This is a genomic window from Herbidospora yilanensis (genome assembly GCF_001570565.1).
In the GTDB taxonomy this organism is placed as follows: domain Bacteria; phylum Actinomycetota; class Actinomycetes; order Streptosporangiales; family Streptosporangiaceae; genus Herbidospora; species Herbidospora yilanensis.
Map to the genome: position 1 here is coordinate 659,710 of NZ_BBXE01000013.1, position 25,861 is coordinate 685,570.

Genomic DNA, 25,861 nt, shown 5'->3' on the forward strand with positions numbered 1-25,861 from the left:
TCAGGTCGCGTGTGACCACAACCGGCGGGCGTTGGCCGTGGTCAGCGCCCGCCAGGTCGCGTCGACCGACGCCACCTGGGCGGCCACCGCCGGGGGCGGCGTGAAGCAGTAGTCGCTGCCGTAGAGGATCTGACCGGTGCCGAAGGCCTTCTCCAGGGCCGGCGCCTGCCGGGGGAACGGCGTCCCGGCGAGGTCGAACCACAACCTCCCGACCTGGTCCAGGACCGACGGATCGGCGGGCGAGCCGCCGAAGAAGGCGGTCCGGAACAACTCCATGCGGTCGGACAGCAGCGGCAGAGCGCCCCCGCCGTGGGTGAAGATCCACCTGATCCCCGGGTGCCGCGTCAGGACCCCCGTGAACACCAGGTCGGAGACGGTCCGGGTGGTGTCGAAGATGAACTCCAGCATCGGCCTCGGCCGCCCCATCGCGACCTGCTCGTGGTTGACCGGCGAGGTCGGGTGGACGAACACCACCGCCCGCCGCCGGTCGAGCTCCTCCCAGAGCGGCTCGTAGGCCGGGTCGCCGAGATAGCGGCCGTGGGCGTTGCTCATCAGGGCCACCCCGTCACTGCCCAGCTCGTCGAGGGCGTGACCGGCCTCGGCCAGGGCCCCCTCGACGTCGGGGAGCGGCAGCGAGGCGAAGTGGCCGAACCGGTCGGGCCGCCTTCTGGCCAGGTCGGCGGCGTATTCGTTGACCTGCCGCGAGAGCTTCCGGGCCGCGAGGTCGTCGCCGAAGTGGGTGCCCGGCGAGGAGACCGAGAGGAACGACTTCCGGATGCCGTTGACGTCCATCAGGCTCAGGTGGTCTTCGGGGGTCCAGGCGGGCCATCGGGGCATGCCGTCGGGGGTGACGTGCCCCGCCTCGGTGGCGGCGGCGATGTAGTCACCGGTCACGAAGTGGGCGTGCACGTCGATCAGTTCGCCGGCCATGTGATCCTCGTCTCTCGGGTGTACGCGTCAGGAAATATCGCATTCGTAACGGGAGAAAAGACCCACCACCGGCCGGAAAACGCCGCGTCTACAGTTTTTCGAGGCTTCTCGCGTAGTGGGTCATGAGGGTTTTCACGCCCGCGCTGCCGAAGTCGATTCTCGCCCGGGTCTTCTCGCCCTCGCCCTCGACCTCAAGGACCGTGCCCAGCCCGAACTGGTCGTGGGTCACGCGGTCGCCCGCGGTGAACTGGACGGCGGGCTTGCCGCCGCCGCGGCTCGCGAGCGGGCGGGTCTCGCGTTTGGTCGCGGCGCCCCAGGCGTTCTTCTTCGGGTCGTTGCGCCACTCGACCAGGTCTTGGGGCACCTCGGCGAGGAAGCGGGAGGCCGGGTTGAAGGAGGGGGCCCCCCAGGCCGTGCGGACGGCGGCGCGGGACAGATAGAGGCGCTTCTCGGCGCGGGTGATGCCCACGTAGGCGAGACGGCGTTCCTCCTCCAGTTCCCTCGGGTCGCTCAGGGAGCGCATGTGGGGGAAGACGCCGTCTTCCATCGCGGTCAGGAAGACCACGGGGAACTCCAGGCCCTTGGCGGTGTGGAGGGTCATCAGGGTCACCACGCCGCCGCTCTCGCCGTCGGGGTCGGGGATCGAGTCGGCGTCGGCGACCAGGGAGACCTGCTCCAGGAAGTCGACCAGGGTGCCCTCGGGGTTGGCCGCCTCGAACTCGGACGCGACCGAGATCAGCTCGTTGAGGTTCTCGATGCGGCTTTCGTCCTGCGGGTCGCCGGAGGTCTCCAGCTCGGTGCGGTAGCCGGTCGAGGTGAGGATCTCCTCGGCCAGGTCGGAGATCGGCAGCTCCTTGGCCCGCAGGTCGTCGAGGAGGGACACGAACTCGCGGATCTGGTTGAGCGAGCGGGTCGCGATGCCGGGGGCCTCCTCGGCGCGGCGCAGGCCCTCCCAGAAGGAGACGCGCTCCCTGGACGCGAACGCCTCGACCATCGACTCGGCGCGGTCGCCGATGCCGCGCTTGGGCACGTTGAGAATGCGGCGCAGCGACACCGTGTCGCTGGGGTTGGCCAGCACGCGCAGGTAGGCCAGCAGGTCTTTGACCTCTTTGCGCTCGTAGAAGCGCACGCCGCCGACCACCCGGTAGGGCAGGCCGGTGCGGATGAAGATCTCTTCGAACACGCGGGAGGCCGAGTTGGTGCGGTAGAAGACCGCGACCTGGCCGGGGGTGACGCCCTCGTCGTCGGAGAGGCGGTCGACCTCCTGGGCGACGAAGGTGGCCTCGTCGTGCTCGTTGTCGGCGACGTAGGCGATGATCTTGGGGCCGGCGCCCTGGTCGGACCAGAGATTCTTGGGCTTGCGGCTCTCGTTGCGGGAGATGACCGCGTTGGCGGCGTTGAGGATCGTCTGGGTGGAGCGGTAGTTCTGCTCCAGCAGGATCGTCTTGGCCGACGGGTAGTCGCGCTCGAACTCCAGGATGTTGCGGATCGAGGCGCCGCGGAAGGCGTAGATCGACTGGTCGGCGTCGCCGACCACCACGAGCTCGGCGGGGGCGACCGCGTCTTCACCGGCCGCCTTGAGCGGCTCGACGCCGACGAGCTCCCTGACCAGCGTGTATTGCGCGTGGTTGGTGTCTTGGTATTCGTCGACCATGACGTGGCGGAACCGGCGCCGGTAGTGTTCGGCGACCTCGGGGAAGAGCTGGAACAGCGTGACCGTGAGCATGATCAGGTCGTCGAAGTCCATCGCGCCGGCCTCGGTGAGGCGGCGCTGGTAGGTGCGGTAGGCCTCGGCGAGCGTCTTCTCAAGGTGGGTCTGCGCCTTGTCGGCGGCGGTCTCGTAGTCGATCAGCTCGTTCTTCATGTTGCTGACCTGGGCGGAGAACGACCTCGGCGGGTAGCGCTTGGGGTCGAGGTCCATCTCGCGGCAGACCAGCGCCATCAGCCGCTGGGAGTCGGCCTGGTCGTAGATCGAGAAGCTGGTGGTGAAGCCCAGCCGCTTGGCCTCGCGGCGCAGGATGCGGACGCAGGCGCTGTGGAAGGTCATCACCCACATGGCCTTGGAGCGCGGGCCGATCAGCTTGTCGACCCGGTCTTTCATCTCGCGGGCGGCCTTGTTGGTGAAGGTGATCGCGAGGATCTCACCCGGATGGACGTCGCGCTCGGCCAGCAGGTAGGCGATGCGATGGGTCAGGACCCGGGTCTTGCCGGAACCGGCCCCCGCGACGATGAGGAGCGGGCCGCCCTGGTGGACGACGGCCTCCTTCTGCTGGGGGTTGAGGCCGTCAAGCAAGGGATGGGTCACCCGTCTAGCGTAGGGCCGCGCAGCGACAGTTCGCTCAAGTGAACGAACATCCGCGACCGACTTCCGGGAGGACACATGTTGGACGCCGCCGAGATCCAGACCGTGCTGGTGGTGACCGCCCACCCCGACGACATCGACTTCGGGGGCGCGGGCACCGTCGCCTCGTTCACCGACCAGGGCGTCCAGGTCGTCTACCTGCTGGCCACCTCGGGTGACGCCGGGGGCTTCGACCGGGCCGTCGACGGCGTCGGCATGGCCGAGCTCCGCCGTGCCGAGCAGGCGGCCGCCGCCAAGCACGTCGGGGTCGCCGACATCCGCCACCTCGGCTACCCCGACGGGGCCGTCGAGGCGACGTTGGCGCTGCGCAAGGACATCGCCCGGGTGATCCGCCAGGTCAGGCCCGACCTGGTGATCACCTCGACGCCGGAGCGCAACTACGTGCGGCTCGGGCCGACCCACCCCGACCACCGCGCGGTCGGCTCGGCCACCCTCGACGCCGTCTACCCCGACGCCCGCAACCCCTACGCCTTCCCCGACCTGCTCGCCGAGGAGGGCCTGGAGGCCTGGACGGTCCGCGAGGTCTGGATGATCGGCTCCCCCACCCCCAACCACTGGGTCGACGTGACCGCGACGCTCGACCGCAAGCTCGCCGCCCTGCGCGCCCACGAGTCCCAGACCGGCCACATGGACGGCATGGAGGACTTCGTCAAGGGTTTCCTGTCGGCCAACGCGCGGGCCGGCGGGCTGCCCGAGGGGACGTACGCCGAGGCGTTCCACGTGGTCTCAACGGGCTGAGCGGCGGGTCCTCCGGGCGTCCATCCGGCGGGCGCCCCGGGCCGCGAGGAAACCCAGCGAGTTGGTCGCCACGTGCAGGAGAGCGGGGGCGAGCAGGCCACCGCGCCGGCGCAGTTCGTGGAAGCCCAGGCCGGCCAGGGTCGTGGTGGCCACGGTCCCGGCGACCAGCCGGGAGGCGCCGGCCCTGGCGGCGGCCGGGTTGGCGCGGGCCATGTCGAGGGCGGGCAGCACGTGCCACAACCCGAACAGCAGGCTGGAGGCCGCCGAGGCGGTCCGGGGCTTGAACGAGTGGCCGAACAACTCGGGGAGCACCCCCCGGAAGGCGACCTCCTCCAGCAGGACCGTCCCGACCGGCACCTGTAGCAGCGCCTCCTCGAACAGCCGGGCCCGGGTCAGCGCCAGGGCCCGTTCGTCCAGGAACAGGCGCCGCGTCGGGGGCAGCAGCACGCCGCCGGTGTAGCCGGCCGCCACGGCGACGGCCAGGCCGCCGCCGATCAGCGCGCCCCGGGCGGGTGAGGCGAAGCCGAGGTCGCGGGGCCCCGCCCCGGCCCGGCGGGCTATCAGGAGGAGCGCGCCCGTCGCCACCGCCGAGGTCAGCGGCGCGTAGCGGCGCGCCACCGTGTTGTTGAGGACGTTGGCCGCGGCCAGCACCCCCACCGCCGCCCCGAGCGCCGCTCCCGGTCGCCGAACCCGTCGTGGCCGGGCCTGTCCACTCGCCATCGCGTGAGCCATCAGGTAGGTCTGCCCCTTCAGCAGGCCCCGACGCCCCGTTCGAAGCCGCGCGCGAAGTTGAGCTGCCGCTGCTGCGCGGTCCCGTGGGCTCCCGGCTCCCACCACGCGTCGGTCGGGTCGCCGGCCGCCTCCAGGTTGGCCATCAGCTCGACGTCGTCCCCCTCCTGCGCCTGCAGCCGGTTGGCGGCGATCAGGCCGTTGAGGGTCCCGCCCGCGTAGCAGTCGGCCTGGAGCTCGGCCTGGACGGAGAACTCGAAGTTCGACATCAGCTGGTTCTGCACGGAGTGCCCGAACTCGTGCGGGATCACGAGGTAGACGGCGCCGTCGCCGAGCTGGTCGTAGAGGCTCTGCAGCCAGGTCGCGTCGTAGGCGATGAAGTGGCCGTCGGGGCAGTAGAAGGCGTTGTTCGGCACGGCGGGCTGATCGCCGCACGCCGGGCCGTCGTCGCCGTTGTACTCGACGAACCGGCTGATCGGCTGGTAGGTGCCGCCGGAGGCGGTGAACTGCTGCGTCCAGAACTCCTCGGTCATGCACCGGGCGAGGCGGACGTCCTCGGAGAAGTTCTCGCCCCTGACCTCGCAGTCGGAGGACGGCGGGTCGGCGGGCGGGTCGAGGTCGGTCTCGATCAGGTCGGGCGTGGTCACCTCGGGAGCCGGTCCGGCCTCGGGATCGGGGGCGGTCACGGAACCGCACGACGTGGTCAGGGCCAGGAGGGAGATCGCCAGGAGCCTGCGTAATTGCACGCCCTCATCCTGCCCGCCCAAAGGCGGATATTTCTTGAGAAGCCCGGAGTTCTAGCCCCACTGGTGGACGGGTTCGTTGGTGTGCATGTTGGCCATGTACTCCAGCGTCATCAGGCGCAGGCCCTCGTGGCCGCCGCCGTGTTCACGCACCTTGCGGACCTGCCAGGTCGCGCCGGTCACCCCGGTCAGGCAGCGTTGTTCGATGATGCCGAGCAGGCGGTCGCGGCACTTGGGGTCGCAGCCCCACAACTTCAGGCCGTCGTGGGCCAGCGGCAGCAGGCGGCGCAGGATCAGCTCCGAGGCGGTGACCTCGCCCATGCCGGGCCAGTAGAGGCGGGCGTCGATGCCGTGGCGGGCCGCCGCGCGCAGGTTGTCGGCGGCGGCGGAGAACGACATCTGCGTCCAGACCGGGCGTTCGGCGAAGGGCAACACGCGCATCAGGCCGTAGTAGAACGCCGCGTTCGCGAGGATGTCGGCCACCGACGGGCCGGCCGGCAGGACCCGGTTCTCGACGCGCAGGTGGGGGAGGCCGCCGGAGATGTCGTAGACGGGCCGGTTCCAGCGGTAGACCGTGCCGTTGTGCAGGGTCAGCTCGCTCAGCGTGGGCACTCCCCCGGCCTCCAGGACCATCGCCGGGTCTTCGTCGTCGCAGAGCGGCAGCAGCGCCGGGAAGTAGCGGTTGTTCTCCTCGAACAGGTCGAAGACCGAGGTGATCCACCGGTCGCCGAACCAGACGCGGGGGCGCACGCCCTGGGCCTTGAGCTCCTCGGGGCGGGTGTCGGTGGCCTGCTCGAACAGGCTCAGCCGGGTCTCGCGCCAGAGTTCCCTGCCGAACAGGTAGGGCGAGTTGGCGGCCACGGCGACCTGCGGCCCGGCGATGGCCTGGGCGGCGTTCCAGTGGGCGGCGAAGTTGCGCGGGCTGACCTGCAGGTGGAGCTGGACGCTGGTGCAGGCGGCCTCGGGGGTGATGCTGTCGGCGTAGGTGTGCAGGCGCTCGACGCCGTCGATCGCGATGCGCAGGTCTTCGCCCCGGGCGGCGAAGATCTGCTCGTTCAGCAGCCTGTAGCGGGGGTTGGCCGACAGCGTGGCCTCGGAGAGGTCGCTCTCCTTCAGCGTCGGCAGGATGCCGACCAGGACCATGTGGCCGCCGACCGTGCGGGCCTGCGCCTCGGCGTGGTTCAGGCTGTTGCGGACGGTCTGCTCCAGCTCGACCAGGCCGGGCCCGCCGAGCTCCCGGGGGGCCACGTTGATCTCGACGTTGAACTGGCCCAGCTCGGTGTCCCAGTCGGGCGCCGAGATCGCGTCGAGGACCTCGGCGTTCTTCATCGCCGGCTCGCCCCGGTCGTCGACCAGGTTGAGCTCGATCTCCAGGCCGGCCAGCGGCCGTTCGGAGTCGAACCGCGCCTCGCCGAGCATGCGGGCGAGCACGTCGAGCGAGCGCTTCAGTTTGTCGCGGTAGCGCCGCCGGTCGTCGCGGCTGAACTGCGTCGCGGGTACGTCACGCCCCATTTGTGCAGCGTGTCACACCCGGCGCGCTCAGACCAGCCGGCGTGCGGTGGCCCAGCGGGACAACTCGTGGCGGTTGGAGAGCTGGAGTTTCCTGAGCACCGAGGAGACATGGGTCTCCACGGTCTTCACGCTGATGAAGAGCTCCTTCGCGATCTCCTTGTACGCGTACCCGCGCGCGATCAGCCGGAGCACCTCCCGCTCACGCTGCGTCAGGGAGTCGAGCTCGGGGTCGATCGGCGGGGCCTCGGTCGAGGCGAACGCGTCGAGCACGAAACCGGCCAGGCGGGGCGAGAAGACCGCGTCGCCGTCGGCCACGCGGGTGATCGCGTCGGTCAGCTCGGCGCCGCTGATCGTCTTGGTCACGTAGCCCCGCGCGCCGCCCCGGATCACGCCGATCACGTCTTCGGCGGCGTCGGAGACCGACAGCGCCAGGAACCGGACCTGCGCCCCGGAGCCGAGCACCCGGCGCAGCACCTCGACCCCGCCGCCCCCCGGCATGTGCACGTCGAGCAGGACCACATCGGGTTCGAGCTCGGCGATCGTGGCCACGGCCGACTCCACGTCCTCGGCCTCGCCGACCACCTGGATGGAGGGGCCGAGCTCGGCCCGCACCCCCGACCGGAACAGCCGGTGGTCGTCCACGATCAGCACTCTTACCGTCTTCATGGGGTGGTCCTCTTCATCGTCAGCATGATCTCGGTGCCCTCGCCAGGGGCGGTCTTGACGCGGGCCGTGCCGCCGAAGCGCTCCATCCGGCCGATGATCGACTGGCGGATGCCCATGCGGTCGTCCGGTACGTCGTCAAGCACGAACCCCTTCCCGCGATCCCGGACGAAAACGGTGGCCTCGCCGGGTTCGACCTCAAGGTAAACCGATACCACGGGCGATTCGGAATACTTCGCCGCGTTGACCATCGACTGCCGGGTCGCGTGGACCATCGCGCGGAGGCCGTCGTCGAGGTCGCAGTCGCCGACGCAGACGATCTCGATCGGGACGCCGTGGGCGTCCTCCTCCTCGGCCGCGGCCCGCCGGACGGCGGCGGCCAGGGTGGCGTCGGCGTCCTGTTTCGGCATGTAGAGCCAGTTGCGCAGGTCGCGCTCCTGGCTGCGGGCCAGGCGGGTGACCTCGCGGGGGTCGTGGGCGGCACGCTGGATCAGGGTCAGGGTGTGCAGCACCGAGTCGTGGACGTGCGCGGCGACCTCGGCGCGCTCCTCCTGCCGGATGCGCTCGGTGCGCTCCTTCTGCAACTCCCGCCACAACGCGGCCAGCCACGGCGCGGCGATCAGGGCGACCCCGCCGAGCACGACCCCGGTGAACACCAGCCCGGTGCTCGCCTGGGCGAGCTGGTCCTGCGCCGCGAGGAACCCGATGACCCCGACGCCGACGAGCAGCAGGCCGATGCCCGACCTGACCCAGGTGGCGCGCACCCGGCCGACGGTCGAGGTCATCCACTTCTGCCGCCGGCCCGGCTCGGCCTGCTGCCACAGGATGAGGGAGCCGATCCCGCCGACGGCGATCGGCCACATGGCGAGCCCGCCGGCCGCCGCCCCGCTGACCAGGGCGAGCGCTCCGAAGGCGAACCCGAGCAGGCCGTAGGCCGCCACCTGGCCCCAGTCGCGGCTGCCGTGGGGCTGTTCGGTGGGCTCGGTCGCGGTGAACATCCACAGGGCGGCGTACGCCACCACCCCGACCCCGTCGAGGATCGTGAGCAGCACGAACGCCAGCCGCAGCACGACCGGGTCGAGGCGCAGCTGAGCGGCGGCCCCTTGGGCGACTCCGGCGACCACGCGCCCCGCCCGGGGCCTCATCAATCTGGGGGACGCCTCGGCGGCGCCAGGGTTATCCGACATTGCTCCTGCATCGTCACATGTCGTCTCGCGCGGACGCATCAGGGCGAGTCCCTGAGAAGGCTTTCAGGGACGTCCCCGATGGCGGTCATCCCAGGAAAACGGACAGGATGGGCACCATGACCGAGGCACCACCCGAGGAGATCCCGCTCGCCCGTTCGTCCGACGGGCGCATGCTCATGGGCGTGTGCGCCGGGATGGGCCGCTTCACGGGCATGGACCCGGTGCTGTTCCGCGTGGGTTTCGCGGTGCTGCTGCTGGGGTCGGGCATCGGCTTGTTCCTCTACATCGCGGCTTTCCTGCTGATGCGCGAGCCGGGCGGGGGGCCCGGCTACGTCGAGCAGTGGACGCGCAGGATATTCGACCCCGAGACCGTGACGGCCCTGCTCGTGGCCGTCTTCACGCTCGGTCTGATCATCAACCTGGCCTCGGGGGGCATCGACCGGGGGACCATCGTGGTGGGGGTGCTGCTGGCGATCACGCTGCTGGCGGCCCACGCGCGGGGGGTCGACGTGCTCGGGCTGATCACGTCGCTTCCCGAACGGCTGGCGGGACGCCGGGGCACCACGAAGATGGAGCCGCCGCCCGCCGCCGCCCCGGCGTTCACGCTGGGGGCCTTCACCGCGGGGGCGACGGGCGGGAACCTCCGGGAGACGGTACGGGAGTCGTTCCGCGAGTCCTACCGGATGTCGTTCGGCCGCTACCCGTCGGCGAGCTCGGCCGACCAGGAACCGGCGCCCGAGGCGCGGCGGCCGACGCGGGAGTATCCCCGGACCCCTCCCCCGCCGACGTCGCCCGACGGCTACCGGCGGTTGTCCGATCTGGCCTACGAGGCCAGGCAGGCGGCCTACGCGGCCGGCGACGCGTTCGCCCCGCACGGGCCGTTCGCCAAGAGGGCGCCCGCGCCGCCACCGGCGCCGCCCAGGCCACCCAAACCGCCCAAACCACCCAAGGCGCCGAAGGTCAAGAAGCGCAGGTCCTTCGTCGGCGTCCTGACATTCGTGCTCGCAATGATCGTTGGAGGGGTCATGGTCGCCGTGCAGCAGCCCGGGACCGATTCGGTGAGTCTGCCGATGGTCGGCGGGGCGGTGCTGGCCGTCATCGGAGGGGGCCTGCTCGTCGCCGCCTGGTTCGGCCGGGGGGCCGGGCTGATCGCGCTCGGCGTGATCGTCGCGGTGGCCCTGGTGGTCGGCACGTCGGTCACCGGCATAGAGAAGCGGGTCGGCAGCTACTCGTGGCACCCGACGACCGTCGCCACCGCCGCGCGCACCTACGCCGTGGGCGTCGGGGCCGGCGAACTCGACCTGACCGACCTCGAACTCGCGCCCGGGTCGCGGGTCAGGTTCGACGCCTCGGTGTCACTGGGCCAGCTCACCGTGGTCGTGCCACCCGACGCCGTCATCGAGGTGCACGGCGCCACCCGCCTGGGCGACGTCAAGATCGACCACCACGTCAGCGACGGCGCCGGCGTCCGGATCAGCCGGGTCCTCGACCCGGTGACCAGCCCCGACGGCCTCGCGGCCACGATCGAGCTGTACGTCTCGGCGGGCGTCGGCGACGTGGAGGTGCGCCGTGGCGCCTGACGTGCCGGAGCGGAACGACCGCAAGAGGGGCCACCGGACCGACTGGATGGCGCTGCTGTGCGGCCTGCTGTTCGTGGGGGTCGGGGTGCGTTACCTGACCGACCCGACACCCGACCCGGCGATCATCGGGCCCATCCTCATCGGGGGCCTGGGAGTCGCGGGAATCGCGGGAATCCTGGCCAAGGTGATCCGGAAGCGGTGACCCGGGGGTTGATCTGGGACTGCGCAGGCGTACGTTCGGAGTTTGGCGGTAGTTGTCTCCGGAGCGGCTTTGAGAGAACGGAGTCGAGCCATGCGATTCGAGCACGAGTTCACCGTGCCGGTCCCGGTCGACCAGGCGTGGTCGGTCCTCCTCGACGTTGAACGGCTGGCCCCCTGCCTGCCCGGCGTCACACTCGACTCCGTCGAGGGCGACACGGCCACCGGGAGGATGCGGGTCAGGGTCGGCCCGCTCACGGTCGACTACCGGGGCAGCGCCCGCATCGCCAACGTCGACAAGGACGCCCGGAGCGTCGAGGTCGTCGCCGAGGGCGTGCACGCGACCGGCGCCACCGAGGCGGCCATGGTGGCCCACCTGCTGGAAGACGTGGCGGGCACCCGGGTCACGCTCGTGACGACGTGCGCGACCGACCTGCCGCGGCCGGTCCTCGACGACGTCGGCACACGGTTCGCCGCCAACCTGGCCGCCGTGATCGAGGGGCGGCGGCATCTGACGGTCGTGCCCGATCCCATCCACGAGTCCCATCCGTCCGGCACGCTGCGCACCTCCCGGACGGCCGACGAGGAGGCCTTCGACCTGCGGGAGGCCGCCGGGGCGTCCCTGGTCAAGCGGCTGGCCCCGGTGGTGGGCGGGCTCGGCGCGATCGGGTTGATCGTCTACGCCGTCCGGCGGTGGGGCCGCCGGTAAGTCGTCGGCAAAAGATGACTACAGAGGGCAATCGTCCGATTTCGTCAGGGAACATCCCATATCAGTGATTTTCATCTGATATGGGGGTGGGTATGGCGGCCCGACCGGCTGTGAGTGTGGTCGTGATCACCTACAACGACGCGGCCCGCCTCCCGAGGGCCGTGCGGTCCCTCTACGCCCAGACCCTCCGCGACCTGGAGATCATCGTCGTCGACGACGCCAGCACCGACGACACCGCCGACGTGGCCGGCCGGTTCCCCGGGGTGCACTACCTCCGGCTCGACCGGAACTCCGGCGGCTGCGGGGCGCCGCGCAACGCGGGGCTCGACGCGGCGCGGGCGCCCTACGTCATGTTCCTCGACAGCGACGACGAACTGCCGAGACACGCCTGCAAGGCGCTGCTGGCGGAGATCGAACGGACCGGCGCCGACTTCGTGGCCGGCCAGATCGTGCGCCACTACGACGCCGGCGGGACGAGCGCGCCCTACTACCCGGAGTTGTTCCGGCGCAGACGCCTGGTCGAGGGCATCCGGGCCGAGCCCGGCCTGTTCCTCGACGGCTTCTCGACCAACAAGATCTACGACGTCGAGTTCCTGCGCCGCCACGACCTGCGCTTCCGTGAGGACCTCCACTACGAGGACCACGTCTTCACCGCCCGCCTCTACGCCGAAGCGCGGCGGTTCGCGGTGGTGCCGTGGCCCGTCTACCTGTGGCACCGGGCGACCGGCGAGAACCCGTCGATCTCCCTGAGCCTGCGCGACGTGGCCAACGCGCGGTCCCGGGTCGCCGCCGCCGAGGCCGCCGACCAGGCGCTGCGCGACGCCGGGATGGGCGACCTGGTCGCCCGCCGCCAGTCCCGGTTCGTCCAGCAGGACCTGCGGGTCTACCTGAACGCGCTGCCCCGGTTCGACGCGGTGTGGGCCAAGGAGATGGCCGCCGTGGTGCGTCCCTACCTGGAGCGCCTGGAGCCGGGCGTACTGGAGCGGGCCGACCCGATGACGCGGGTCTGCGGCGAGTTGCTGCTGCGCGACCGCGTCGAGGACCTGTGTGTGGCCGCGCGCAGCCTGACCGGCCCGAAGGCGCCGCCCCGGCACGCGGTCAGGGTCGACGGCCTGACCTACTGGGGCACCGAGCCCGACCCGGCCTTCGAGATCACCGACATGCGGCTGGCCGAGTTGCCCTATTCGGAGGCCCGGTTGCGCCACGAGGTCACCGAGATCTCCGCCGCCGGCTCGGTCCTGTCGATGTCGATCACCACCTACGACCCCTTCGGCGTCGTCGGCCTGGACGACGTGGCCGACCTCATCACCGGCAGGCACCGGATCCGGCTGATCCCGCGCCGCCAGCCCGACGGGACGATCAGGACCGAGGTCGTCGTCGACCTGGCCACGATCCCGCCGGGCCGCGGCGGCGCCCGCGAACCGCGCCTGGGCTTCACCCGCCCGCTCGACGGCCACACCACCAGCGACCCGCTGCTGGTCGGTGCGGGCCTGGAGCCGCTGACGCTGAGAACCAAGGGGTATGAGATCACCGCCCGCCCCCTCGGCGACACCGCGACGTTGCGGCTGCACTGGCGCAGAACGGGCCTGGTACGGGCCGTCGCGCGGCGGCCGTTCATCCGGCCGCACGCCCTGCGGGCCGCCGGGCTCCCGGCCCGGCTACGGAGGCGGCTGGCCGCCAGAGACGTGAAACTGGCCGTCTACAAGGTGCTCATCCGCGTCGTCCCGCGCAAGAAGGACCTGGTCCTGTTCGAGGCCGACTGCGGCCGGGGCTACACCGGTCACCCGCGCTACGTCCACGAGGAGCTCGTCCGGCGGGGGTCGAACCTGCGCGCCGTCTGGTCGCGCGCCTCGGGCGTGTTCCCCGGTCACCTGACGACGGTCCGCCGGATGAGCTGGCGGCACGTCTGGACCATGGCCCGCGCCGGCTGGTGGGTCGACAGCCACGGCATGCCGCTCGGCTTCCCGAAACCGCGCGGCACCCGCTACCTGCAGACCTGGCACGGCCAGGGCATCAAGTCGATCGGCCTGGACGCCCCCGACCTGCGCGGCGACTTCCCCGGCCCGCGTGAGGAGTGGCGCGCCAACGTGGCCCGCTGGGACGCCCTGGTCTCCCCCGGCGCCGAGTTCGAACGCACCTTCATCCCCGCCAACGAGTACGCCGGCCCGGTGCTGCGCCACGGCTCGCCACGCTGCGACGTGCTGTTCCACGGCGACCCCGAGGCGGCGGCCCGGGTGCGCCGGGACCTGGAGATCCCCGCCGCCAAGAAGATCGTCGTGTACGCGCCCACGTATCGGGACCTCTCCAGGGGCGCCTCCGTCCGGGCCGACCTGCGCGAGCTGGCCGCCGAACTGGGCGACGAGTGGGTCCTGGTGCTGCGCACCCACCCGATCGAGAGGCACGTGATCCCGCAGGACCTGCGCTGGTTCGCCCGCCAGGCCGGCGGCTACCCCGAGGTCAACGACCTGCTGCTGGCCGCCGACGTGCTGGTGACCGACTACTCGTCGCTGATGTGCGACTTCGCCGTGACGGGCAAGCCGATGGTCTTCCTCGTCGACGACTGGGAGACCTACCGGAAGACCGAACGCGGCAGCCGTTATGACCTGCCCGAGATCGCCCCCGGCCCCTGCGTCACCACGACGCGGGAACTGGCCGCCGCCATCCGCGACCCGTGGAGCCCCGAACGTTACGCCGCCTTCCGCCGGACGTGGTGCGCCGAGGAGCGCGGCCACGCGGCGGCGCGGGTCGTGGACACGTTCTTCGAGGGCGTGACACCCGAGACGCCAGTCGCCGTGATCCCGCAGCCGACGGAGGCCGCCCTGTGAACACCGTCTCCTTCGCCTGCCTGGACGCCGACACGCTCGGCGGCCTGCAGCGGGTCACCCACACGCTGGCCCAGGGCCTGGCCCGGCGCGGCTACGACGTCCACGTGATCGGCCTGCACATGTCGCTGGACCCGGTGACGTACGTCGAAGACCCGGCCTACGGCCGCCACGAGCTCAACCGCGGCCCGCGCTGGGGCTTCGGCGCGGCCAAACGAGCCCGGCGGCTCCTGGACGGAATCGCGCCCGGCCTGCTCGTGATGACCTCACCGGGGGTCGTCGGCCGCCTGTCGGGCCTCCTGGGCGGCCACCGCGGCATCGGCCAGTACCACGGCTCGTTCGCCCACGCCCGGGGCACCTGGCACTTCGGCGCGGTCAAGGCCCACTACGGCGACCTCGACCAGGCCGTCTTCCTGAGCGAGGACGACGCGTGGCGCTTCTCGGAGGAGGCCCTGCTCCCCAACACCTGGCACATCCCGAACCCGCTGCCCGGCTGGCCGCACCGCCCGTCGCCGCTGCGGAGGACCCGGATCCTGGGCGTGGGCCGCCTGACCGGCGTCAAACGCTTCGACCGCCTGATCTCGGCCTTCGCCCGCACCGGCCGCCCCGACTGGGAACTCCACCTGATCGGAGACGGCCCCGACACCGACCGCCTCATGCTGCACGCCGTGACCGAGGGCGTGTCACACAAGGTCGTGTTCCGGGGCCGGATTCCCGCCGGGGAGATGCCGACCGAATATCGCGCCGCGTCACTGGTGGCCCTGTCGAGCGATCACGAGGGCTTCCCTCTGGTTCTGGGCGAGGCGGCGGCCTTCGGCATCCCGACGGTCGCCTTCGACGTCTCCGGCGGGGTCCGCACCCTGATCGACGACGGCGTGACGGGCGTCCTGGTCCCCCCGGGCGACGTGACGGCTCTGGCGACGGCGCTGGCGGAGCTGATGGACGACGAACCGAGAAGAGCCGAGATGGGCGCCGCCGCCCGCGCCCACGCGGACGCCTTCCGCCTGGAACCCGTCCTCGACCAGTGGGAACACCTCTTCGCCCACCTGAGCCGCTAGGCGACCTTGATCGAGTGGGACCCGACGTTGATCGTGACGTCGAGGTGCCCGCCCAGCGCGGCGGCATAGGCCCGCAGCGTCTCCAGCTCCATGACTTCGAGGTTGCCGTTCTCGATCTGGGAGATTCTGGACTGTGAGACGCCAAGGATCTTCGCGATGTCCGCTTGCGTCTTACCCAGGGATTTGCGGAGTTCCCCTAGCTGATAGCCGGCGACATACGCGTCTTGCAGGGCACGAGCCTTCGCCTTGCGTTCGGGATCGGCCATCTCAGGATTCAGACGATGCGCCTCGGCTTTGACGTCTTCCCAGCGGCGGGCTTTCATCGATCAACCTCCTTTTCCAGCTTCGCCCGGTATTCGGCGTAGCGTGCCTCAGCGAGAGGTATGGCCTTGTCATACCAGCGGGACCATTGTCCCGCCTTATCACCGGCGACCAGGAAGATCGCCGACCGGTCGGGGTCGAAGACGAAGAGCAACCGGATCTTCGATCTCCCTGTCGAGCCTGGCCGCAGTTCTTTCAGGTTCGGAAGATTGCTGTGCTCAAGGGTGTCGACGAGAGGCCGCCCCAGGGTGGGACCGACCTCAGCGAGCTGATCGATAGCGTCCTCGATCAACTCCGCGGTGACGAGGTCGGATTTGACGAGTTCCAAGAACCACGACTCCACGGGCTCCAGAAGGACGACATCCCAGATCATGCACGAAACATAACCTCAGGATAATGTCCCGAGCGGGGATTTCCCAGGGCTGGAATCCCAGGAAATCCCCCGTCTACGACGATTCGACCAGTTGGCCGTGTGGCAGGGGCAGTAGCCCGGCCAGTTCGCGCTGGCCCGAGGTCAGCAGGGCCGGGATCGGGCCCGGTTCCCACAACCGGACCAGGCGTTCCCGCCCCACCCGCTTCAGCCGGGCGCCGCGTCGCTTGGCCGCCGTCGTCCGGTAGGCCGTGCGGTGGCCGCGGTCGGCGCGGGGGGCGTCGCTCAGGGCGTAGCCGTGGGCTTCCAGACGGGAGCCCAGAACGGTCTCGCACAGGGAGATCTGCCAGGGCTCCAGCCGGTTCGACCAGCTACCGCTGCGGGCCGTCGTGACGGCCGTGTGGGTGTTGGCGTGCCAGACCTTGTGGGCCGGCACGGCCACCTGGGCGACGTGCCGGGGTTCGCACATCGCCGGGTCGTAGTCCTCGCCGATGAAGCCGCACAGGCGCTTCAGGGACGACTCCGGGTCGGCCGTCAGGTCCTCGTACCGGAGTTCGTAGTAGGAACCGGCGGGGAGGTGGGCGGCGTGGTGGCGGCCGAAGTCGATCGCCTCGGCCCAGTTCGCGATGGCGTGGTAGACGTCCAGTTTGTACCAGGGCATCTCCATCAGCGAGGCCACGCAGTCGCGGCCGTCGCGGACCAGGTGGATGAACTGGGCGTCCGGGAACAGGCGCAGCAGCATGCCCACGTGCTTGAAGTAGCTCGGGCGCTTGTCGCCCCACCTCGGCTTGCCGAAGCGGGCCGCGTAGTCGCGGAACACCGTGCCCAGGACCGAGCCGAGCGAGCCGGGGGCCGCCACCGCGTGGTCGACGTACTCGACGCGGTCGAGGCCCAGTTCGCGGAACTTGGTGTCCTTTCCGCCGGCCACCCATTCGGCCAGGCGGCGCCGGTTGTCCGGGCGCCGCATGTCGCCGTGCCGGCGTCGGGCGTGGTAGGCCTGGATCATGAAGCGGGTCTCCGGCGGGACCGCGATCCGCGGGTGACTGTGCAGCATGAGCTGCAGCATCGTGGTGCCCGAGCGCGGGCAGCCGATGACGAAGACCGGCCGGTCCAGGGTCTCCATAAGCTCAGGAGCCCAGCCCGGACAGCTCTCGCTGGCCTTCGGTGAGCTGCGCGGCGACCGGGCCTGCCTCGCGGAAGCGGTTGAACCACTCCGTCACGGCGCGCTTGCGGTAGCGGCGCTTCCAGTAGGCGGCGGTCTTCTCGTACTGGGCCACGTGCTTGCGCTCGGCCTTGGGCGCGCCCGACAGCTCGTAGCCGTAGGCGGTGAGGCGCTCGCCCATCACGGTCTCGCAGAGCGAGAGCTCCCACGGATCCAGGCGGGTCGCCCACGTGCCGGTGCGGGAGGTGGTGACCTCGCCGCGGGTGTTCTCGTGCCACGACTTGTGCGACGGGATCGTGTCGGCGACCTTGGAGGGCTCCTTCATGGCGGGGTGGTACTCCTCGCCCAGGAAGGCGCACAACTTCTTCAGTTCGAGCTCGGGCTCGGCCGTCAGGTCCTCGTACCGCATCTCGTAGTAGCTGTCGGGGCCCAGGCCGCACTTGCGGCCGAAGTCGATGGCCTCGCACCAGCGGTTGACCGCCTGGTAGATGTCCTCCTTGAACCAGGGCATCTCCTTCAGCGACGAGACGCAGTCGCGGCCGTCGCGGATGATGTGGACGATCTGGCAGTCGGGGAACATCGCAATGAGCGCGTCCATGTGCTTGATGTACGGCGGGCGCTTGTCGCCCCAGCGCGGCTTGCCGTGCTGCTCGCCGAACATCTTGTAGACCAGGCCGACGACCGAGCCCAGCGAGCCGGGACCGGCCACGGCGCGCTCGATGAACTCGTGCTTGTCGATGCCCAGGTCGCCGAACTGGGTGCGGTGGCCGCCGGTGACCCACTGCGCCATCTCGCGGCGGCGCTCGGGGTTGCGCAGGTCGCCGAAGCGGCGGCGCTTGAGGTAGGCCTGCACGAGGATGCGCGTCTCCGGCGGGATCGCGATGCGCGGGTGGGCGTGCAGCATGAGCTGGAGGAGCGTGGTTCCCGAGCGGGGGCACGCCACGATGAAGATCGGCCGATCAGACAAGCACTTTCACCCTTTCCGGTACGACCCGGTCGGCCTCACGGGCCGCCAGCCAGGTGCGGTAGACGAGAGCGGCCTCGAACGCGGCCAGCAGCGCGCCCGTGGCGAGCGCGGACCAGAGCATCGCGGCCGCCCCGAACAGGGGCGCGACGACGAAGATCGCCGCGTGGAACTCGATGCCGCTCATGAGATGGGTCCGGACGCGGTGCCGCGCGAGGAACAGGCGGAACCGGTCGAACCAGGGGAATCTGCGGCGGAAGGCCGACTGGAGATCGACGACGGACTCGTCGCGGACGTCGGCCAGCGGGTCGGCCAGCAGGACGTCCTCGACGAACACGGGGTCGCCGCCGGTCGCGGCGCGCACCCGGTCGCGGGAGGCCTCCCTGACCTTGAGGAGCTGGGGCCCGTTGACATACCGGAACAGGTCCAGGACCACGATCCCGGCGGCCAGCCACAACGCCCACAGGGTGCCCTCGCCGAAGGCGAAGCCGAACGCGCATCCGGCGACGCGCACCCGGTCGCCGACGTAGTCGAGCCAGAGGCCGAACGAGGTGCCGCTGCCCTTCAGCCGGGCGATCTTGCCGTCCATGCAGTCGACGGTGAAGCTCAGGTAGAACAGCGCCGCGCCCGCGGCCAGCTCACCGGCCGCGAAGCAGGCGGCCGAGGCGCCGCCGAGCAGCATCGACAGGCCGGTCAGCCCGTTGGGCGTGATCGAGGTGTGGTTGGCGGTCAGGAGCGCGAGCCGGCACGCGACCGGGTCGACCGCGAAGACGGTCCACCAGGAGTCCCGTGGCTTGCGCGTCGCCAGTATGTCGTCGAGCGTGAAGCCCCCCATGAACGTAAGAATGACTACGTTCGGTAGTCGTCAACGGCTTCTTCTGGGCTCCCCAGAGCATCTCGTTGCCACTTCTTGACCATTGCCCTGACGTGGGCAAAGCCCCCGCCAACGCACTCAGGCGTCCGGTAGGGTCGCCGCATTCTTCGGGGGGAGAGCCATGCCGGTGTCTACGTTGTACCGACAGCTTCACAGCCGCCTGACAGCGCGCGAACCGATGCCACCCAGGGTGGCTCTGATCAGGCAGGACGCCAGTCCCGCGCAGGCTTCGCGGGAGACGTTCGACCTGATCTGCCGATCACTGTCCGGATCGGCGATTCCGTTCTTCTGTGTACGGCCCATGCGCGGCCGTCCACCGGTCATCGCGGTGCGCACGACGTACCGGCAGAGGGCCATCACGTCGTTGACCCGTCACGGGCTCTACGGCGCGCGGCTGCCGGGGGGCCGGCACAAGGTCAACGAGCTGGGCAAGATCCGGCAGTTGCGCCGCAACGACATGGGCGACGCCAAGGCGATCCGCCTGTGGCTCTACTACGCGAGCCCGTCACGCACCCTCACGCTCGGCCCCGAGTCGGGCGTCGACCTGGAGTTCTGGCAGCGTGAGGGCGAGATGCTGGTGGCCCCGCGGCCCAACCGCGTGTGCGAGGCGGTGCCCGTCCACGAGGAGACCGTCGACGCGCCGGAGTCGCTGTTCAACCGGCTGGTGTCGGAGTCGGCGCGGGTCTATCCGACGCGCCCGGAGTTCGCGCGCCGGCTGGTCGACGACGTCGACTTCCCGATCGACGCGGTCTACACCTGGGTCGACGGCAACGACCCGGAATGGCGGGCGCGCAAGGAGCTGGCGCTGACCGGCGGCCTGAGCGACCTGGCCACGAGCGAGGCCCGGTTCGTCAGCCGCGACGAGCTGCGCTATTCGCTGCGCTCGCTGCTGACGTACGCGCCCTGGATCCGGAACGTCTTCGTCGTCACCGACCGGCAGAAGCCGTCGTGGCTGGTCGAGGACGACCGGATCAGGATCGTCGACCACCGGGAGATCTTCGCCGACCAGTCGGTGCTGCCGGTGTTCAACAGCCACGCGATCGAGTCGCGGCTGCACCACATCGAGGGCCTGTCGGAGCACTTCCTCTACCTGAACGACGACTTCTTCCTGGGCAAGGTGCTCTACCCGGAGACGTTCTTCGAGGGCAACGGCATCACCCGGTTCTTCCCGTCGGTCGCGCAGGTCCCGTTCACGCTGAACGAGGACAACCCCGTCCACCAGGCCGGCATGAACAACCGCCGGATGCTGGAGGAGCTGTGCGGGCGCACGCTGACGCAGAAGATGAAGCACGTGCCCTACGCGCTGCGCCGGTCGTTGCTGTTCGAGCTGGAGGAGCGGTTCCCGGCCGAGTTCAAGACGGTCTCGGCCAGCCGGTTCCGGCGGGCGAGCGACATCTCGACCGCGTCGTCGCTGGCCCACTACTACGCCTACCTGACGGGCCGGGCGCTGCCGGGCCAGATCGACTACACCTACGTCGACCTGGCGCTGCCGAAGACCCCGGCGAAGTTGCGCCGCATGCTGGCCAACCGCGAGCACGACGCGTTCTGCCTGAACGACACGGCGCCGACGACGGCGGACCAGGACGCCGCCCTGGCCCGCTTCCTCGACGCCTACTACCCGACCCCCACGCCGTTCGAGAGCCTCTAAAGAGAGCCGCTGAGCAGGATGTCGACCACTCGGGACGACGCCCTCCCGTCGTCCCACGGGCAGAACTTCTGCCGGAACGTCCGGTAGGCCGCGGGCACCGCGGCCTCCCTGATGGCGTCGATGGTCTCGTCGGTGGTCCTGGTCAGCGGCCCCGGCGCCTCGGCGGTGAAGTCGAAGTAGAAGCCGCGCAGCGTGTCGCGGTAGCGCTCCAGGTCGTAGGTGAAGAACACCATCGGCTTTCCGGTGCAGGCGAAGTCGAACATGGCCGAGGAGTAGTCGGTGACCAGCACGTCGGCCGCCAGGTAGAGGTCGGAGATCTCGGGGTAGCCGGTCACGTCGATCGCCGGAGCCTTGATCTTCGGCCGGTCGGTGATCAGGTGGTGCGCCCTGACCAGCACGACGTGGTCCTTCAGCGCGAACCGCATGCGGGCCAGGTCGAGCTCCATCGACAGGCGGCGCTTCCTGCCCCGGTGGAGGTCGTCGCGCCACGTGGGGGCGTACAGGACCACCTTCTTGCCCGGCGGAATGCCGAGCCTCCTGCGCACCAGCGCGGCCCGGTCGGCGGAGAACAGCGCGTCGTTGCGCGGATAGCCCGTCGACAACACCACGCCCCGGTAGCCGAACGCGCGCCGCATGATGGGCGTCGAGAACGGGTTCGGCGAGATCAGCAGGTCCCACTGCGGCACGTCGCGGGCCATCCAGTCGAGCAGCTCGGTGCGCCGGAACGGCAGGTCGCGCAGGTCGTGGCCGAGTTTCTTGAGCGGCGTGCCGTGCCAGGTCTGCAGATAGGTCTGGCCGGGCGGCTTGGTGTACCAGTTCGGCTGGGTGCGGTTGCCGACCAGGTAACGCGCCGTCGCCAGCGCGAGTTCGTGCTCCTTGGAGCCGTGCAGGACGACCCGGGAGTCCTCCGGCGTCTCGAACGAGCCGTCGCGGGTGACCCAGACGTACTCCAGCGGCAGGTCCCGCGACCGCATCTCCTCGAAGACCGCCCGCGGGTTGCACGAGGCCAGCCGGCCGCCGTAGGCGTCGAAGACCACGGTCTCCCTGATGGGGTTCCTCTTGAAGTGCCGCACGGTCCCGCGCAGGCGGCGTTCGGCGAACCGGCCCCGTTCGTCGTCCTCCAGAGCGGGCTGCACCACCACCAGGACCTCCCCTTCGAGCTCGGTACGGAACGACACCAGGTGCACGCCGATCCGGCGCGGAGACGGCGACACCCCCACGCGCAGGCGAAGGGGTGTGCCGTCGGTCTTCCTGATGCGCCAGACGCCCACCCGCGCGGGCGGGGTGATGAGGACGCGGCCGTCCTCGCCGGGACGGTGGGTGGTCTTCTGGAACACCAGCGGCTGGACCTTCCTGGTCCGCACCGCGATCCGGTCGCCGCTCCACTCGATCCAGGCGTGGCCGCGGTCCTTCACCGGCCGCCGCAGCACCAGCCCCTCTTCGGTCAGGCTCGGCTGGTGTACTCCCCCGGGCGGATAACGGCGATGGCCGGTGTCGGGATGGGCCTCCGGCACGCCCTTCCTGACGACCTCGCCGTCGGTCACCGAGCAGTGCAGGTTCCAGCGTCCGCGCGGCACGTCGGCCAGGTCGATCGACGCCTCGAACCCGGCGTCGTCGTGGCAGGTCGCCGACTGCCCGGAGTCGGCGGTGGCGTCCATCCGGGTGACCCGTTTCACCTCCAGCGGCAGCCGGACGCCCTCCCGCTGGAACCACACGTCGACCGTGCCGCGCGAGCTGTCCAGGTGGGTGATGTAGGCGTAGCCCCTGGCGGTCATTCGGGTTCCGTCCATCCGTACGCCGTCCACGACCGCCCTGAGCTGGAAGTCGACGCCGGGGTCGTACACGGAGTCGGGGATGCCCTTCGCCGGGTCGCGCAGGAACGGGTAGTCCATGAACCAGCGGCGGCGCCTGAACCAGCCGTGCCGCACCGCGCCGGCGTCGCCGAGCGACGCGCGGCGGAACATCCGGACCTCCCGCAGTTCGGGCACCATCCGGTTGGCGGCCAGATGCAGCTCCAGCCGCCGGATCGACGGCTGTTTGGCGATCGCCTTCGGGTGCAGCACGCCCAGGGTCTCGGCCAGCGAGTCGAGCAGCGCCTCCTGCTCCGCACCTTCGGCCGTCTCCAGCGCCTCCAGCAGGAACGACAGGTCGAACTCGGTGACCAGCAGGTCGTGCCTGGCCCAGAGACGGGGCGCGTGCTCGGTCAGGAACTCCGACACCGCGCGCATCGAGGCCAGCCGGTCGAGCACGTTGGCCGGCTCGGTCCGCCGCTGCGAGATCGAGCCCGACCGGACACGCCAGTGGTAGACGACCTCTTCGAGCACGTCGGTCGAGCCCGACAACACGTGGGCCGGGATGGTGACCGGCGAGTCCTCATAGCGCCGGGCGGGGAACTCGAAGCCGTGCCGGTCCCAGAACTCGCGCCGGAAGACCTTGTTCCAGATGGTCCGGTCGGCGAGCAGCGCGTGCCGGCGGCGGATGTGGGTGCCGGTGACCGTGGCGGCGAACGCCTCGGCGTGCCCGGCCGAGGGCCGCAGCTTGCCGCCGACGATCCGTTTCACGTTCCCGCAGGCCAGGTCGGAGCCGGTGGCCTCCAGGCTGCCGACGAGCGACGCGTAGGCGGTGCGGGGCAGGGTGTCGTCGCCGTCGGCGAAGGCCAGGTAGGTGCCCCGGGCCGCCCGCGCCCCCGCGTTGCGGGCCGGCCCGAGGCCCCGGTTCTCCTGCTCGATCACGGTGAACCGGGGATCGGCGGCGGCCTTCTCCTTGGCGATGACCGCGCTGCCGTCGGTGGAGCCGTCGTCGACCAGCACGTACTCGATGTTCTTGAGCCGCTGCCTGGCCAGCGAGTTGAGGCAGCGCGGCAGGAACTCGGCGACGTCGTGGAAGGGCACCACGACCGAGAGCGTCGGCCGGGTCATCCGGTCACCAGCCGGCGCGCGTAGCGCAGCGCCCGCCGCCACAACGACGGCCGGGGGGCCTTCTTGATCAGCCCGTACTGGGCCAGGCGGCGGCGCGGGAAGTAGCGCCAGCGCAGGTCCTTGCGCAGTTCCCGGACGACCGCCTCGGCGCTGGCCCGCAGGTGGGGCATCCGTTTGCGCTGGGCGCAGTAGACGACCCCCTCCACCAGCCGGGGCAGCAGGTCGGGCTCGACCGGGGCCGGGACCAGCGCGCCGGTCCGGGTCAGCTCGGGCACGCTCGCGTCCACGATCGTCAGCGCGACCCGGTTGCTGTTCTCGTAGGGCTTCAGCCGCTCCAGCACCCGCGGGCAGCCGACCGTGGCGACCGGGATGCCGAAGTAGTGCCGGGCGGTGATCAGGCCGGTCGAGAAGGTGCCGACGACCAGGTCGGGCCGGTAGGCGGCGAAGCACGTCTCGGCCGGCACCGACTCGGGCACCACGGTGAGCTGCACCCCGAGCTGCTCGGCCAGCGCCTTCATGCCGCGCACCTGGCGGCGGCCGGCCGACGGGTGCGGCTTGAACCGGACGGTGGTGAAGCCGCGGGCGGCGACGCCGTGCAGCATGGCCTCGTGGATGGCCTGCTCCTCGTCCCACGAGATGAGCCCGGCGTCGGACATGTACTGGCTGAGCAGCAGCGCCCCGCCGCGCCCGCCGACCGGCGTGACCGCGCTGACCTTGCCGACGATGTCGCGGAAGGCCACGTCGGGCACCGCGACCGCCGGGACCTTGTGCTCCGACAACATCAGCGGCCGCATGCCCTCGATCAGGTCGAGGTAGAGCAGCCGGTCGACACGCGCCCCGAGGTCGCCGGGGATCGCGTCGCGGGTCGGGCCGTAGCTCATCAGGCCCTCGGAGTAGACCGTGATCGGGCATCCGGAGAAGATCTCCACCAGCCCGCGCGCCGGGTAGGCGCCGATCGACTCGACGACCAGTTCGTCGGGGGCGTGCCCGTCGAGCAGCCGCTGGGTGAGCAGCCGCCGCAGCAGCGGCCCCTGCTCGGGCCGGACCCGGACGCGGACGGGGTGGTAGGGGGCGATCAGCTCGTTCCAGAAGTGCACGTGGTCGAACCGGTCGCCGATCGCCTCGAAGGCGGGCGTCCGGTGCAGCGGGGAGATCAGCTCGGGGACGGCGACGTTGTTCGACACGAGCAGCACACGCCGCCCGGCCGGGCCGAACAGACCGGCGTCGATGGCCGCGGCCAGCGTCATCGCCCCGAACAACGTCGAACAGTAGAAAAGCTGGGTTTTCAAGGCAGGAACCTCCTGAGCAGCTTCTCGCGGGCGTGGCCCAGCGTCGGCAGGACCACCGCGAGGGCGTCCGGCGGGACTTCCCGCAGGGCGGCGGTGGCCCGGGTGTCGAAGGTGGCCGCGACGTCGGGGCGCAGCCGCCCGCGCAGCTTGTGGTGGTAGGCGATCAGCGCGCACAGGTTGTGCGTCGCCTTGCGGACGAGCTCCGGGTCGTCTCCGTCGAGGTCGTGGATGACGCCGAGGTAGGCGTCCAGGAAGTGCAGTTGCCGTTCGTCGCCGACCTGGGTGAGCGAGGCCTTGCGGCCGCGCCGGTAGAACACGCCGGTCAGCGAGGCGACGGCGTAGGTGGCGGCGTGGAGGTGGAGGCGCCACACCCAGGCCCGGTCCTCGGCGGTGGCCAGTGCGGGGTCGAACGTGAGCAGGCCCTGGCCGGCGAGGGAACGCCGGTAGATCCCGGCCCACGGGACCGGGTAGTCGACCATGCCGAGGCGGCCCATGCCGGTGATGCCCGCACGGCCCGGGAAGACGACCCCGCGCCGCTGTTCGGGCGCCCGCCGCACCTCCCGGGTGGTGCCGGTCACCCGCACGTGGTCGACCCGGACGAAGTCGCAACCGAGCCGTTCGATGGCGGAGACGAGCTGGGGAAGGTAGCCGGGGGCGTACCAGTCGTCGCCGTCGAGGTAGGTGACGTACGTCCCGCTCGCCGCCGCCAGGCCCAGGTTGCGGGCCGCCGAGACGCCGGAGGAGGCGTCCCGGCCGATGACGGTCAGCCCCGGCAGGTCGCCCCGGAAGCTCTCGGCTATCTCCCTGGTCGCGTCGGCCGAGCCGTCGTCGACGACGATGAACTCGAAGTCGGCACGCGCGTTGGCGCGCAGGGAGGTCAGGGCGTCGGCGATGTGGCGTTCGCCGTCCCTGACGGGAACGATCACCGAAAGGGTGGCGGCCATCCGGGGCAACTCCAACGGGCGGAACGGTGCGGTTACCCCGCAACCCTGCCGGTCACGGTGAGTCACGACCGATCTCTTGACCCATCCTTGAGGCGCAGGTCACCCGCCCGTGGCGGGTGCGTGCTCGCTCTCCCCCGAAT

22 protein-coding genes are annotated in these 25,861 nt (G+C 70.8%); 7 read left to right on the forward strand and 15 right to left on the reverse strand.

Annotated features, from left to right (window positions below; genetic code table 11):
* On the reverse strand, positions 1 to 930 hold the full coding sequence (locus AW273_RS03075; RefSeq protein WP_062344925.1) for an amidohydrolase family protein: 930 nt from the start codon (positions 928 to 930) through the stop codon (positions 1 to 3).
* Positions 931 to 1,018: 88 nt separating this feature from the next.
* Positions 1,019 to 3,235: a DNA helicase PcrA gene (pcrA, locus tag AW273_RS03080; protein WP_232327039.1), complete on the reverse strand. Its 2,217-nt coding sequence runs from the start codon at positions 3,233 to 3,235 to the stop codon at positions 1,019 to 1,021.
* 75 nt (positions 3,236 to 3,310) lie between these two features.
* Between pcrA and AW273_RS03085 the strand changes: the two genes are divergently transcribed.
* Positions 3,311 to 4,030, forward strand: a complete 720-nt coding sequence (locus tag AW273_RS03085) for a PIG-L deacetylase family protein (RefSeq protein WP_062344927.1) — start codon at positions 3,311 to 3,313, stop codon at positions 4,028 to 4,030.
* Here AW273_RS03085 and AW273_RS03090 read toward each other — a convergent pair.
* From AW273_RS03090 to AW273_RS03110, 5 genes are read right to left on the reverse strand one after another with little or no spacing between them, the layout of a single operon-like run.
* Positions 4,019 to 4,762, reverse strand: a complete 744-nt coding sequence (locus tag AW273_RS03090; RefSeq protein WP_232327041.1) for a CPBP family intramembrane glutamic endopeptidase — start codon at positions 4,760 to 4,762, stop codon at positions 4,019 to 4,021. The genes AW273_RS03085 and AW273_RS03090 overlap by 12 nt on opposite strands.
* Before the next feature lie 17 nt (positions 4,763 to 4,779).
* Positions 4,780 to 5,505 (reverse strand): neutral zinc metallopeptidase, encoded by a 726-nt coding sequence (locus tag AW273_RS03095; protein ID WP_062344931.1) that lies wholly within the window; start codon positions 5,503 to 5,505, stop codon positions 4,780 to 4,782.
* A 51-nt stretch (positions 5,506 to 5,556) separates the two neighbouring features.
* The gene (locus AW273_RS03100) at positions 5,557 to 7,014 is read right to left on the reverse strand and encodes a glutamate-cysteine ligase family protein (protein WP_062344933.1); all 1,458 of its coding nucleotides are present in this window, start codon (positions 7,012 to 7,014) and stop codon (positions 5,557 to 5,559) included.
* Between the two features lie 27 nt (positions 7,015 to 7,041).
* Positions 7,042 to 7,680, reverse strand: coding sequence for a response regulator (locus tag AW273_RS03105; RefSeq protein WP_030451408.1), 639 nt, complete (start codon positions 7,678 to 7,680; stop codon positions 7,042 to 7,044).
* Entirely contained in the window at positions 7,677 to 8,822 is a 1,146-nt protein-coding gene (locus tag AW273_RS03110) for a PspC domain-containing protein (protein ID WP_369409024.1), read from the reverse strand. Before AW273_RS03110 ends, AW273_RS03105 begins: the two co-directional genes overlap by 4 nt.
* 158 nt (positions 8,823 to 8,980) lie before the next feature.
* Here AW273_RS03110 and AW273_RS03115 point away from each other — a divergent pair, with 158 nt between their 5' ends.
* The 5 genes from AW273_RS03115 to AW273_RS03135 all read left to right on the forward strand — a co-directional run bounded on the left by AW273_RS03115 (position 8,981) and on the right by AW273_RS03135 (position 15,231).
* Entirely contained in the window at positions 8,981 to 10,444 is a 1,464-nt protein-coding gene (locus AW273_RS03115) for a PspC domain-containing protein (protein ID WP_198167976.1), read from the forward strand.
* Positions 10,434 to 10,646, forward strand: coding sequence for a hypothetical protein (locus AW273_RS03120; protein WP_062344939.1), 213 nt, complete (start codon positions 10,434 to 10,436; stop codon positions 10,644 to 10,646). The genes AW273_RS03115 and AW273_RS03120 overlap by 11 nt, the downstream gene beginning before the upstream one ends.
* Before the next feature lie 90 nt (positions 10,647 to 10,736).
* Positions 10,737 to 11,351: an SRPBCC family protein gene (locus AW273_RS03125; protein WP_062344941.1), complete on the forward strand. Its 615-nt coding sequence runs from the start codon at positions 10,737 to 10,739 to the stop codon at positions 11,349 to 11,351.
* Between the two features lie 110 nt (positions 11,352 to 11,461).
* On the forward strand, positions 11,462 to 14,176 hold the full coding sequence (locus AW273_RS03130) for a CDP-glycerol:glycerophosphate glycerophosphotransferase (protein ID WP_232327043.1): 2,715 nt from the start codon (positions 11,462 to 11,464) through the stop codon (positions 14,174 to 14,176).
* Entirely contained in the window at positions 14,173 to 15,231 is a 1,059-nt protein-coding gene (locus tag AW273_RS03135) for a glycosyltransferase (protein WP_062344943.1), read from the forward strand. The genes AW273_RS03130 and AW273_RS03135 overlap by 4 nt, the downstream gene beginning before the upstream one ends.
* Here AW273_RS03135 and AW273_RS03140 read toward each other — a convergent pair.
* The 5 genes from AW273_RS03140 to AW273_RS03160 form a co-directional block, all read right to left on the reverse strand.
* Entirely contained in the window at positions 15,228 to 15,554 is a 327-nt protein-coding gene (locus AW273_RS03140; protein ID WP_062344945.1) for a helix-turn-helix domain-containing protein, read from the reverse strand. The two genes, AW273_RS03135 and AW273_RS03140, sit on opposite strands and share 4 nt — an antisense overlap.
* Complete coding sequence (locus tag AW273_RS03145) at positions 15,551 to 15,925, reverse strand: type II toxin-antitoxin system RelE/ParE family toxin (RefSeq protein WP_062344947.1); 375 nt, start codon at positions 15,923 to 15,925, stop codon at positions 15,551 to 15,553. Before AW273_RS03145 ends, AW273_RS03140 begins: the two co-directional genes overlap by 4 nt.
* 73 nt (positions 15,926 to 15,998) lie before the next feature.
* Positions 15,999 to 17,045: a sulfotransferase family protein gene (locus AW273_RS03150; protein ID WP_062344949.1), complete on the reverse strand. Its 1,047-nt coding sequence runs from the start codon at positions 17,043 to 17,045 to the stop codon at positions 15,999 to 16,001.
* Positions 17,046 to 17,049: 4 nt separating this feature from the next.
* On the reverse strand, positions 17,050 to 18,051 hold the full coding sequence (locus tag AW273_RS03155; RefSeq protein ID WP_062344951.1) for a sulfotransferase family protein: 1,002 nt from the start codon (positions 18,049 to 18,051) through the stop codon (positions 17,050 to 17,052).
* The gene (locus AW273_RS03160; RefSeq protein WP_062344953.1) at positions 18,044 to 18,883 is read right to left on the reverse strand and encodes a CDP-alcohol phosphatidyltransferase family protein; all 840 of its coding nucleotides are present in this window, start codon (positions 18,881 to 18,883) and stop codon (positions 18,044 to 18,046) included. Before AW273_RS03160 ends, AW273_RS03155 begins: the two co-directional genes overlap by 8 nt.
* A 229-nt stretch (positions 18,884 to 19,112) precedes the next feature.
* Between AW273_RS03160 and AW273_RS03165 the strand changes: the two genes are divergently transcribed.
* Complete coding sequence (locus tag AW273_RS03165) at positions 19,113 to 20,570, forward strand: stealth family protein (protein WP_198167977.1); 1,458 nt, start codon at positions 19,113 to 19,115, stop codon at positions 20,568 to 20,570.
* Here the strand turns inward: AW273_RS03165 and AW273_RS03170 are convergent.
* The 3 genes from AW273_RS03170 to AW273_RS03180 are packed head-to-tail and all read right to left on the reverse strand — an operon-like array spanning position 20,567 to position 25,721.
* Positions 20,567 to 23,488, reverse strand: coding sequence for a bifunctional glycosyltransferase/CDP-glycerol:glycerophosphate glycerophosphotransferase (locus tag AW273_RS03170; RefSeq protein ID WP_062344957.1), 2,922 nt, complete (start codon positions 23,486 to 23,488; stop codon positions 20,567 to 20,569). The two genes, AW273_RS03165 and AW273_RS03170, sit on opposite strands and share 4 nt — an antisense overlap.
* Positions 23,485 to 24,777, reverse strand: a complete 1,293-nt coding sequence (locus AW273_RS03175; RefSeq protein WP_063909811.1) for a polysialyltransferase family glycosyltransferase — start codon at positions 24,775 to 24,777, stop codon at positions 23,485 to 23,487. Before AW273_RS03175 ends, AW273_RS03170 begins: the two co-directional genes overlap by 4 nt.
* Positions 24,774 to 25,721 (reverse strand): glycosyltransferase family 2 protein, encoded by a 948-nt coding sequence (locus AW273_RS03180; protein ID WP_062344959.1) that lies wholly within the window; start codon positions 25,719 to 25,721, stop codon positions 24,774 to 24,776. Before AW273_RS03180 ends, AW273_RS03175 begins: the two co-directional genes overlap by 4 nt.
* Positions 25,722 to 25,861: the final 140 nt, after the last annotated feature.